We start from the raw sequence: 11,696 nt of genomic DNA, 5'->3' as shown, positions 1-11,696 counted from the left end.
TATGATTAATCATGCTAAATTTTTCTGGGAAGTTTTAAAAGAAACCTTTACTGAATGGAACAGTTCTTCTGCATCCAAAGATTCAGCGAGCCTTGCTTATTATGCCATCTTTTCTATCCCTGGATTATTAATTATTATTATCTGGGTATTGGGAAATTTCTTTGGTGAAGAAGCCATCCGCGGACAGATCAGTACTCAAATCAGTGGAATTATGGGACCTGATGTCGCTAAAAGCATAGAAGGAATGCTTGCAGGTGCCTTAATTGACAAAAAGAATATTTTTATGAAGGCTGTAGGAGTAGGAGCTTTGGTTTTTGGTTCTACTACTCTATTTTTCCAACTTCAGCATACATTGAATTCCCTTTGGGATGTAGAGTCTGCACCGAAGAAAGCGCTGCTTAAATTTTTGCTGGATAGAGCCAACTCCTTAGGAATGATCCTAATCCTTGGATTCCTCCTTATGATTACCATGATTCTTTCTTCATTAATCAGCCTTTTTAATACAATCATCACCCAATATTTTGGATTTGAAACGTATCTTCTTGTTGAGGTTGTTAACTTTTCCATCGGATTCGGGCTTGTTATGCTCTTATTTGCTCTAATGTTTAAAGTGCTTCCTGATGTTCAGATCACCTGGAAGTCTGTTTGGCGAGGCGCTTTTTTAACAACAGCCTTATTTACGCTGGGGAAATTTTTATTGAGTCTTTATTTCAATCAGGTTAAACCTACTTCAGCATTTGGAGCTGCCGGAACAGTAATTTTAATCATGATGTGGATCAACTATTCTTGTATGCTCATATTCTTTGGTGCCAAGTTCACTAAAGTTTACACCTATAAAAAAGGTTACAAAGTCATTCTCTCTAAGCATGCAAGATGGACTCCTGCAAAGCTCTATGCGGATAGCTTGAAGCAGATGCATGGTGAGAAAAGTAAATGATATTATACAGCTATCATTAGTTAGCACATAAATACAAAAAAAGGTCTCCTGAAATCAGGAGACCTTTTTTTTACATTCTGTTTACTGTTCCAATTCCCAGTAATTCTAACGATTTTTTGATCGTCTTTGCTGTAAGGTCTGATAAATTCAGACGGAATTGTTTCATATTTTCATCATCCTGATTCAAAATAGGATTATTCTGATAGAATGAGTTATAAGATTTCACAAGGTCATACACATAGTTAGCCACTAAAGCAGGGCTCAATGTTTCTGCAGACTTAGCTACTATTGTTTTAAAGTTAGCCAGTTGCATAATTAATTCTTTTTCAAACTGATTCAAAGTTACATCAGCAGTTTCAGCATATGCAAACGATGCCTTTGCCAACAATGACTGAATACGAGCATACGTATATTGGATGAACGGACCTGTATTTCCGTTAAAGTCAATACTTTCAGCAGGGTTGAAAAGCATTTTCTTCTTAGGATCTACTTTCAGCATAAAGTATTTTAATGCTCCCAATCCTACGGTTTCATAAGATGCTTCTTTATCTTCTTCAGAAAGGCTTTCAAGCTTTCCTAGTTCCTGAGCTTTAGATTTTGCAGTCTCATACATTTCCTGCATTAAGTCGTCAGCGTCTACTACAGTTCCTTCACGGGATTTCATTTTTCCTTCCGGTAATTCAACCATTCCGTAAGAAAGGTGGAATAACTGATCTGCCCATTCATATCCTAATTTTTTAAGGATTTTGAATAGCACCTGGAAGTGATAATCCTGTTCATTACCTACCGTATAGATAAGCTTTTGAATATTGTTTTGCTTAAAACGCTCTACCGCTGTTCCCAGATCCTGAGTCATATACACCGAAGTACCATCAGAACGTAGTAACAGTTTCTGATCAAGTCCTTCATCTGTAAGGTCACACCAAACAGAACCATCTTCTTTTTGATATAGTACTCCTTTATCCAAACCTGCCTGGATAAGATCCTTTCCTAAAATATACGTATTGCTTTCATACTGAACCTGGTCAAAATCAACGCCTAATCTTTTATAGGTCTCGTTGAATCCTTTGTATACCCAAGAATTCATTTCTGCCCAAAGATTTCTTACCGCTTCATCTTCATTTTCCCAATCCAGAAGCATTTTCTGAGCATCTTTTATGATAGGAGCGTCTTTTTTAGCCTGTTCTTCTGTTGCTCCCTGAGCTACAAGTTCAGCAATTTCTTTCTTATAATTTTTGTCGAACTCCACATAGTAGTTTCCAACAAATTTATCTCCTTTTGTATTAGTTGTTTCAGGAGTCTCACCATTTCCGAATTTCTCCCAAGCTAACATTGATTTACAGATATGAATCCCTCTGTCATTGATAATTTGGGTTTTGATCACATCATAACCCGCCTCTTTTAAGATCTGAGCTACAGAAAATCCTAACAGATTATTTCTGATGTGGCCTAAGTGCAGAGGTTTATTGGTGTTTGGTGAAGAATATTCCACCATTACGGTAGCATTTTTCTTATCTATTGTTGAAAAACCTGTGTGTACAGATCTGAAATTATCTACAAACAGCTGATTTTTTACTTTAACATTAAGGAATCCCTTAACCACATTAAAGCTTTCAAAAATATCTGTCTGCTCTGTTAAAGCTTCACCCAATTCTACTCCAATACTCTCAGGATTTTTCTTCAATTGTTTTACCAATGGAAAAGTAACAATGGTAAAGTCACCTTCAAATTCCGTTTTATTTTCCTGAACTTCCAGCTTAATGTCTTTTAACTGAAATACATTTAAAATGACCTCTGAAAGTTTTTGTTCTATAATATCTTTAATATTCATGTTTCTAAGTTCTTTTCTTAATCGCTTGAAATAAAAATTTTAACAAATGTTTTACCTCAACTATTTTGAGGTACAAATATACGGAAAGAGTTCGGTAACAGTTACCGAACTCTTTTTAAAATTTATGGATGTATTTATTCTTTATCTTTAAATATTCTCCTTCAATTAGATGAATTTATCTAATAGCACTTATCTGGATTATAATCTCTACACGGACCATTCTCTCTGTATTGACATGTCCCTTCAGGGCATCTTCCACCTGGTGGAGGAACCCAGCCTCCAGAAATGATTTTTAAATCGGATTTTGATAACTTTCTTAATTTTTTCATAATTTATATTTTTAATTGATGTTAAATTCACAACTAATATATCAAATAAAACCTAAATAGCAAATTTAATTTTGTGAAAATAATATTTGAATCAAACATTTAACAATTTACCACCATAGAAATAACAATCATAAAGTCATCCTTAAATTCCGCTTATTTTCCAGAAATTTTTACTTGAAGCCTTTTAACTAATACACAATTAAAATGATCTCCAAAAATTTCTGTTGTTATAATATCTTTACAATTTATCTCAAATCTTTTTTAATGAGATAAAAAAACCAATTGAATATATTCAATTGGCAGGTTTTTAAATATTTATTCTGAAAAAAATCACCTTACAACAAACAATCTTACCATAGTATGAAATCTATACATTCTCATAGGTAAAACAAAAACCGCCCGAAGGTGGTTTTTAATAAATCATTATTCTTTTCTAAAAACTCACCTTTCCCAGATACTTTTTTTATTGTTAAAGTATTCTGAGTTCAATGCAAGAATAAGTTTTTTTTAAAACATAGTGTTAAGGACATTCTCCTGCTGGATAACATCTTTTTGTAATAGGATCCCAACAACCTCCTGGACCTACACACCATTCTGGAGCAGAACCACCTTGGATATCTTTCAGTTCTTGCTTTGACATTTTTTTCAAATTTTTCATATTATTTTTTATTTGTGATCTTAAATATAATACTATTTTTGATCTAATGCTTAACTAATTTCTCTTTTAACCTCCTTAAATACAAATCTATATAAAAAACCGCCCGAAGGCGGTTTAATTTGTTATAGAGAAAATAGTATTAGAATTTGTCCCAGAAAACTTTAGCTCCCTGTACATCTCCATTTACAGATCCCCATTGCTTTACACACGCATTCGCTCTATTTGCACCATTCACACTTCCTTCATTAATTGGATAATAAAGTCTTGTAGGTACATCTCTCGTTTCCGGTTTTACAAATACCCTGAAGTCTAGTCTTCTTGAGAATTCCCATGCTTCGAATCCTCTGTTATGAGCTGCAATCCAAGCCTCATTTCCAATTTTTTGTTTCCATGTTCCTGGTAATGTTGAATAATTATGAGCTGCAACGTAAGCATCACGATTTGCTGGGCTAACTCCCCAGAAATCCATTGAAGCTTTAATACCATTGGTAAAATAAGTTGCCGCTGTACCTCCAACATTAAATCCTCTTTCTGCAGCTTCAGCTAGCATAAAATTAACTTCAGCAGCATCGAAAAGATAAGCATAACTATCAGCCTTTAAAAGCTCAGGATTCACATGCGAAAAACTTCCATACACATTCTCAGAACCATACACACCTCCCACATATTGTCCTGAAGGAGCGGTTGTAAAGTAGCTTGGACGTCTTGGATCTGATTCAGCATTCATTGCATCCAAATATACATCAGATGGTATAAAATCATTTCTACCACTAGATACCATTTCTATAAACATAGGATTAACAAATTGTCCTGATGATGCAAATTTTAATCCAATATTATCAGCGTTTGTAAGAACTACGCCACTAGTTACAGCACTTTCAACAGTTGATTTTGCCAAAGCATTATCTACATCAGCTAAATTTAAACCTAATCTAAGTTTTGTACTGTTTATAAATGCTTTAATTTTATTTTTATCTCCGCCAAAAATAGCATCACTCGCTCCAAAACCTGAAGAAGTTGAAGTGGCTAATAATGCAAGGGCTGCATCAGCTCTTTTGATTAGGTCAGCATAAATTGTTTTCCCATCATCATAAGCAGGGTTTGGATATTGATCAACTTTGATAGACTGAGAGTACGGAACATCTCCATAAGTATCTACCAATACACTGTAGATATATATTTCCAAAGCTTCGATAGTTGCAATTTTACTTGCTTTAAGAGAAGCATCTCCTGTCGCATTAGTTGCAGCTCTAACTTGTTCTAATTTCAATAGTTGAGCATATAAAATATTCCAATTATTATCTGGTACACTTCTCTTTGGCAGATTGTACACTGATTCATCAGTATATTGAGTTTCAGCCCATTGTTGAGTAAAGAATCTAAAGATATTTAGATTTACACTTGGGCTGGTCATTTGAGTTAATAGTCCGACTTCCGCTGATGCGAACATAAACTCAGGGTTTACGTTTGCCGGGTTCTTAGTATCCTCATTTAGCGTGGTAATGTCCCTTTCGCATGATATTAAAGCCATGCTCGTTATAAAAAGGCTTAATATTATTTTTTTCATTTTGACTTCAATTAAAAATTAACGGTAAAATTAGCTCCGAAAGTTCTGGTTGTCGGCATGGCTCCAATAGAATATCCTCTAGATAAATTAGCACCTTGTACTCCAGTAGCCGAACCTCCTGTATACCCTGCTTCAGGATCTGCATAAGGCAAATTCTTATGAATAATCCACAAGTTTCTTCCAAATACTCCAAACTTCATACTCTTGATGAAAGTATTGGCATATAAGCTTTTTGGCACATCAAAATAGATTGCAGCCTCTCTTAATTTAATGAAGGTTGCATCATAAACGAATTCTTTTGCCGCATATTGTCCTGTACGTAATAGTGATCCAGATACGGTTTTAATCGGAACATTATTTTGAACATACTGTCCATTTTGCATTACTACCCCTGGTAATATAGCTCCAGGCTCTCTGATAGCCAATGTTTCAGGATACAATCCAGTATCAGTTCCATACAACATATCTCCCGAGAATACACTACCTCCCTGTTGTCCATCAATAAGGAAAGTGAAAGTAAATGCCTTATAACTAATATTATTCCTTACACTCCATGTGTATTGTGGCATAATATTACCAATCACATTGGTTTTAGAAGTTGTGATCATATACTTTCCAGTATTAGGATCAATTACTCTTTGTCCATCCGGTGAGTAAATATAATCTGTACCCCAAATTTGTCCATAAGCTTCACCTACAGGCGCATTAAATGTTACATCATTTACCGCTCTTCCCAATTGTAAGTTTTTCATTCCTTCATTAAGACTTACTACTTTATTCTGGTTGATTGCCCAGTTCCAGTTCATATCCCATCTAAAGTTTTCACTTTTTAATGGAACTAGATTTAACTGAACTTCAATTCCTTTATTTTCCAATTCACCAGCATTAAACAATTTTCTTGTATAACCAGATGCTCCAGATATTGGAACTACCAGAATTTGATCTTTTGAATTTGTTTTATACAAACTCACATCAAACCCAATCCTGTTGTTAAGAAATCTAGCTTCCATACCTACCTCTACTTCGGTAGATCTTTCAGGCTTTAAGTTAAAATTATTTTTAGTACTATTTGGGTCTACAATTGGAATTCCATTATATAGGCCTCTGATATTATAGGTATCTATTAATCTAAAGTTATCTGTAGTTTTACCAACCTGAGCCCAGTTTCCTCTCACTTTTAAGAAAGAAAGCCAATCTTGATTGATAAGATTAGATAACACTACAGATCCTGAAATTGATGGATAAAAATACACATTATTACCACTTGGTAAATTGGAAGATTTATCAACACTTCCAGTACCTTCTAAGAAATAAGTATCTTTATACCCCAAGGAAATCTGACCATAAGCTCTAGGTAGCGTAGCAGTTGCAGTATATTCCTGTGTAGGAACCACCTGCCCAGCAGAGTTTCTAATAGCGTATAAACCAGGTACAATTAACCCTGCTCCAGACAGATCCGGTTGAGTAGAAGCGTCAGTTGTTTCAATAGAGTTTCTTCTTAAGGAAGTACCTAATAAAGCTCCTAAGCTAATATCATTATCAAATTTTTTATTGTAATTAGCAAATAAATCAAAATTTATTTCATTAGTGTACAAATTACCTAAATAATAACCTGATGAAGCATTTGGTTGTGGATTTAACGTTGTTGGAACACCGGAAACAATTCCAAATGATTCTGGGTGGCTACCTACAGCTTTTCTCACCTCTGTTTTTTGGTTTGAAAAGTCAGATGATAGTCTTCCCGTTATACTCACAGCATTGGAGATTTTATAATTCAACATTGCATATCCGAAGAAACGAGTTCTATAATCACTCTGGTAGTTTTGATAACGATCAAAATAAGGATTATTCCAATATGCAGGTGCCTGGAAATTATCCGGATCATCATACCCGTAAGGGTTCCATGTTATGTTTTGCCCACCCGTGCCAAAATAAGCATCTCTTAACTGATAAATATCTACATTGGTTTGCCACCACTGTCTAAACCCTGTCAGAATATTATCATTATATCCTGTTGTATTTCTACCCACCGTATTCTGCATGGTTAAAGAAGAATAAACAGTTGCAGTAAGTTTATCAGTTATTTTATAATCAAATTTTGCAGAAAGCGTATTTTTCTTTTGTTCAGAATTTGGAAGAACCCCTGTAGTTAAAAAGTTATTATAGTTTAATAAAATGCTACCATTCTCACCTCCTTTTTCAATAGTAACTGAATTGGAAGTGGTTTGTGCACTTTCAAAGAAATCTATAGGTGTATGCTTCGCTGCTACCCAAGGAGTGGCTTTGTGGTACCCTGCTAGTTGTGGGTATAAAGAATACCATTGATAAACCATCAGATTTGGATCAAAAGCTGCCCCTACAGAAGCATCATTACTTGTTCCTACTACCAGATCAAGAACACCATCTCCATCTACGTCTCTTTTCAAGAACGTTGAAGCAGGGCCATATCCAGCCCCATATTTATTTTGGTATTTTGCAAAGGTTGATTTATCAATTTCTCCATACTGATATTCTGTGGAAAGAGTTACCCCCCATTCATCATTCTTTCTAGATTTTCCTTTTTTAGTAGTAATTACCACAACCCCTGCGGAAGCTCTTTCCCCATATAGAGCAGAAGCTGCAGCCCCTTTTAGGACGTTAACACTTTCAATATCATTGGGGTTTAAGTCAGAGATAGAGTTACCACCATCAAAAATTGTGTAAGAAGAGGAAATAGTATTGTTGTTATTACTAATCGGAACTCCATCTACTACAAAAAGCGCCTGGTTATTCCCCCCAATAGATTTCATCCCACGTATTACAACACTTGAGGCCCCACCAAAGTTTGAACTTGTTACAACCTGAACCCCAGCCGCCTTACCAGCCATCTGGCTGGAAATGTTTCCAGTATTAGCTCCTTCTCTTAAAACATCACCCTTAATTTCCTGGGATGCATATCCAAGTGCTTTTTTCTCTCTTTTAATACCAAGAGCGGTTACTACTACGCCCTCGATTTCTTTTGTCTTAATAGTATCCTTCTTTTGTTGTGCATTTGCTACTGCAATAGAAGAAGTCAATACTAAGACAAGAAGACCTGTTGTTAGTTTCTTCATATCAAATTAATTTTGTACCCTACAAATTTGTAAAACTTTCCTAACAACACAAAGAATTTTTTAAAAAAAATATCAATTATTCAAAAATCATAAATAAAAACAACAAATAAACTATTAAATTAAGTTAAAAACACATTTTTTAACAAAAACAAAAAAAATTAATCGATATTTTTTTTTGAATACATCAATGTCATCAATTATTGATATTCTCTATATTTATATTCACTACATACCACGTTAATACTTTGATTTACAACACCGTAAATCACTTTTATTAGAATAAATTTCACATTCCTTACCCATATACAATGCGGTGCATATATTTTTTCCACTCCAAAAAAAGGCCAAAAACGTCGAGCTGACAACGAAAAACAGACTACAATTCTACAGAAAAATATGAATAAATTAATGTAACAAATACATCAATGAAATCTTTTCAAAAAAAGAGATTTATATTTTGCAATATCAATATTTTCTCTTGCAATTACAATAAAAATTGAGGTTTCCATACCTCTCCTCTGCCAACAAAATCCTTGTTATTGAATGCTTTCACAAAAACGATTGAATTGTAAAGCTAATACATCCATTTTTTTTTAATTTTACAACTCGTATATCATATATCAACATGGAATTATTACATAAGTGGACAGACCATTACATCGAAGCGGGATGTGATGAAGTAGGAAGAGGGTGTTTAAGCGGGCCGGTAGTGGCAGCAGCTGTTATTTTAGATGATGATTTCAAACAAAACCTGGTTAATGATTCAAAGAAACTGACATTTAAAACCAGAATGGATCTGGATAGCTACATTAAGGATAATGTAAAAAATTATGCTATTGCTGAACTTCCGCCTGTATTTATTGATGAACATAATATTCTTAATGCAAGTATTCATGCTATGCATCGTGCATTAGATCAACTCACCATAACTCCGGAACTGATTTTGGTAGACGGTAATAAATTCCATCCTTATAATTATATTCCACATCAGTGCATCATTAAAGGCGACTCAAAAATTTTATCTATTGCTGCAGCATCCATTCTTGCCAAAAACTATAGAGACAGACTTATGATAGAGCTTCACGAAGAATTCCCTGAATATGGCTGGAATACCAATTTTGGATACGCTACCAAAAAGCACCAGGAAGCGCTCATCAAACATGGTCCTACCATACACCACAGACAGTCGTTTAGATTAAAATACGATTAACTAAAAAATCAGAAATTTATATAAATAAAAAAGAGAAGCAAATAGCTTCTCTTTTTTGATATATTGATTAATCAATTATTTCTTTTTATTTTTTTCTTGAGTTTGCTGCTGCTGTTGAGCCTGCTCCATCATTTCTCTCATTCTCTTCTGGAATTTACCTTCTGTTTTAGGTTTTTCCTTATTAGCCTGAATCTGTGCATGGATTTTCTTCTCATCCAGAATTACATATTTAATCACAAGAATGATCAGGATGTTGATCGCATTCGATACAAAGTAATACCATGAAAGACCCGATGCTGAAGTATTCAGGAAGAATAAGAATGTAATAGGGAAGATATACATTAATACTTTCATGTTTGGCATCCCTTCCTGTTGTGGCTGCTGCATGTTTCCTGATGTCATTACAGTATAGATCAAGATCACAATTGTACAAGCCAATGCGAAAATGCTTAAGTGATCTCCAAGGAATGGAACTTTAAATGGTAACTTAATTAAATCATCATAGGCTGTTAAGTCTTTTGCAAACCAGAATCCTTGTCCTCTCAAATCAATAAAGTTCGGGAAGAAACGGAATAAGGCATAGAAAATAGGAATCTGTACCAATGCCGGTAAACACCCTGCCATCTGATTTACTCCGGCCTTTCTATAGACTTCCATTGTTGCCTGTTGTTTCTTCATTGGATCTGCATCTTTGAACTTGGCATTAACCTCATCAATTTCAGGACGAATAACCTTCATCATTGCACTCAGCTTATGCTGCTTGTACATGATTGGTGATAGAATCAATTTTACAATGATCGTCATTACAAATATTACCCAACCTGCAGATAATCCCCAACCAGCGATAATGGCATATAACCACATGAAGAAATAACGGTTCATTGCTCCAATGAATGACCAACCTAATGGAAGAATCTCATCAAAGTTTTTATCGTAAGATTTCAGTAATGGTAAATCCAATGGCATAAAATACCACGTAAAATCCTGATTTAATTCACTTCCGGTCATCTGAACAAAACCTTCATAGTTTAATTTCTTCAGGTATTCTCCTTCTTCTACGTTCTCCTGATTCCCTTTACTCTGTGTAAATCCATTCTTAGCTTCAATAACAGAAGTAAAGAACTGCTGTTTTACTCCAATCCAGTTAAGCGTTTCTTTTTCCTCCTCCATAGTGGTTCTTCCATCATAATCATAGTCTTTATAATTATTGAAAGCATAGGAGAATTCTGAGTGAGACTGCTCCTGAGCTCTACCTTTTTCAAGGTTTCTTACGCTGTAATCCCAAATAAAGTCTGCTTTGTTATCAGAAGTAACTGCAGCAAGACCTTGAGTTCTTACTTTAAAGTCAAGAGTATATTTTGGAAGTAATGTATAAATAAACTGGATGACAGCACCATTATAATTTGCTGTCATTGTTACAGCATTTCCATTAACAGTAGGAGCAAAAACTAAATCTTTAGTATTGATAACCTTTCCTGTTTTGTCTTTAAACTGAAATCCGTAGTTTGAATTATTTTTATTAATCAGATAAAGCGGAAGGTCAGCCTGATCCGTTTTATTATTGTATGCTTTGTATTCTGAAAGCTGAACTTTAGAAACCTGCCCTCCTAAACTTGAGAATTCAATATTCAATTCTTTGTTAGACAAATTAGCCGTTTGAATAGCACTAGGAGTTACATTTGGATTGATATTGGTGGCCTGAGTCTGTTTTACGGCATTTTTTACCTGTTCCGTTTTCTGCTGCTGAGCTTTTAACTCTTCTTCTTTCATCTGCTTGTTCTGGAAATAGAACATCGCACCGAAGAGAATCAGGCATAAAACCGCGAAACTAATCATCTGCTTCTTATCGATTCCGTTGTTTTGTTGCATTTTATTTTTGTTATAATTAAAATTTCCTATTTATTGACTTGCTACAACTCTATAAGAAAACTCATTAATCTGTAGCAAATTTGAGCTGACAAAAATACTGTTTTTTTATCAAAACTCTATACTATAATGCATTAGTATATAATAAACTCAGGCTGAGAAAAATCAACCTGAGTTTATATGTAGACGTTTGTGGTAAAAAATTA

8 protein-coding genes are annotated in these 11,696 nt (G+C 34.5%); 2 read left to right on the top strand and 6 right to left on the bottom strand.

Annotated features, from left to right (window positions below):
• Position 1 precedes the first annotated feature (1 nt).
• Positions 2 to 937 carry a YihY/virulence factor BrkB family protein gene (locus tag AC3HD6_RS13005; protein WP_488896715.1) on the top strand — a complete coding sequence of 312 codons (936 nt, stop codon included), beginning with the start codon at positions 2 to 4 and terminating at the stop codon, positions 935 to 937.
• A 70-nt stretch (positions 938 to 1,007) separates the two neighbouring features.
• Here AC3HD6_RS13005 and argS read toward each other — a convergent pair whose 3' ends face one another.
• From argS to AC3HD6_RS12980, 5 genes are all read right to left on the bottom strand, one after another.
• Positions 1,008 to 2,768, bottom strand: coding sequence for an arginine--tRNA ligase (argS, locus tag AC3HD6_RS13000; protein WP_488896714.1), 1,761 nt, complete (start codon positions 2,766 to 2,768; stop codon positions 1,008 to 1,010).
• A 179-nt stretch (positions 2,769 to 2,947) separates the two neighbouring features.
• Complete coding sequence (locus AC3HD6_RS12995; RefSeq protein WP_488896713.1) at positions 2,948 to 3,097, bottom strand: bacteriocin-like protein; 150 nt, start codon at positions 3,095 to 3,097, stop codon at positions 2,948 to 2,950.
• 520 nt (positions 3,098 to 3,617) lie between these two features.
• Positions 3,618 to 3,755, bottom strand: a complete 138-nt coding sequence (locus tag AC3HD6_RS12990) for a bacteriocin-like protein (RefSeq protein WP_488896712.1) — start codon at positions 3,753 to 3,755, stop codon at positions 3,618 to 3,620.
• Positions 3,756 to 3,894: 139 nt separating this feature from the next.
• Positions 3,895 to 5,322, bottom strand: coding sequence for a SusD/RagB family nutrient-binding outer membrane lipoprotein (locus AC3HD6_RS12985; protein ID WP_488896711.1), 1,428 nt, complete (start codon positions 5,320 to 5,322; stop codon positions 3,895 to 3,897).
• A gap of 11 nt (positions 5,323 to 5,333) precedes the next feature.
• Complete coding sequence (locus AC3HD6_RS12980) at positions 5,334 to 8,414, bottom strand: SusC/RagA family TonB-linked outer membrane protein (protein WP_068944665.1); 3,081 nt, start codon at positions 8,412 to 8,414, stop codon at positions 5,334 to 5,336.
• 625 nt (positions 8,415 to 9,039) lie between these two features.
• Here AC3HD6_RS12980 and rnhB point away from each other — a divergent pair.
• Positions 9,040 to 9,624, top strand: a complete 585-nt coding sequence (gene rnhB, locus AC3HD6_RS12975; RefSeq protein ID WP_488896710.1) for a ribonuclease HII — start codon at positions 9,040 to 9,042, stop codon at positions 9,622 to 9,624.
• Positions 9,625 to 9,699: 75 nt separating this feature from the next.
• Here rnhB and yidC read toward each other — a convergent pair whose 3' ends face one another.
• Positions 9,700 to 11,493: a membrane protein insertase YidC gene (yidC, locus tag AC3HD6_RS12970; protein ID WP_488896709.1), complete on the bottom strand. Its 1,794-nt coding sequence runs from the start codon at positions 11,491 to 11,493 to the stop codon at positions 9,700 to 9,702.
• Between the last annotated feature and the right edge of the window lie 203 nt (positions 11,494 to 11,696).

The organism is Chryseobacterium sp. II3a, from assembly GCF_057815135.1.
This window is presented reverse-complemented; position numbering and strand designations above follow the sequence as displayed.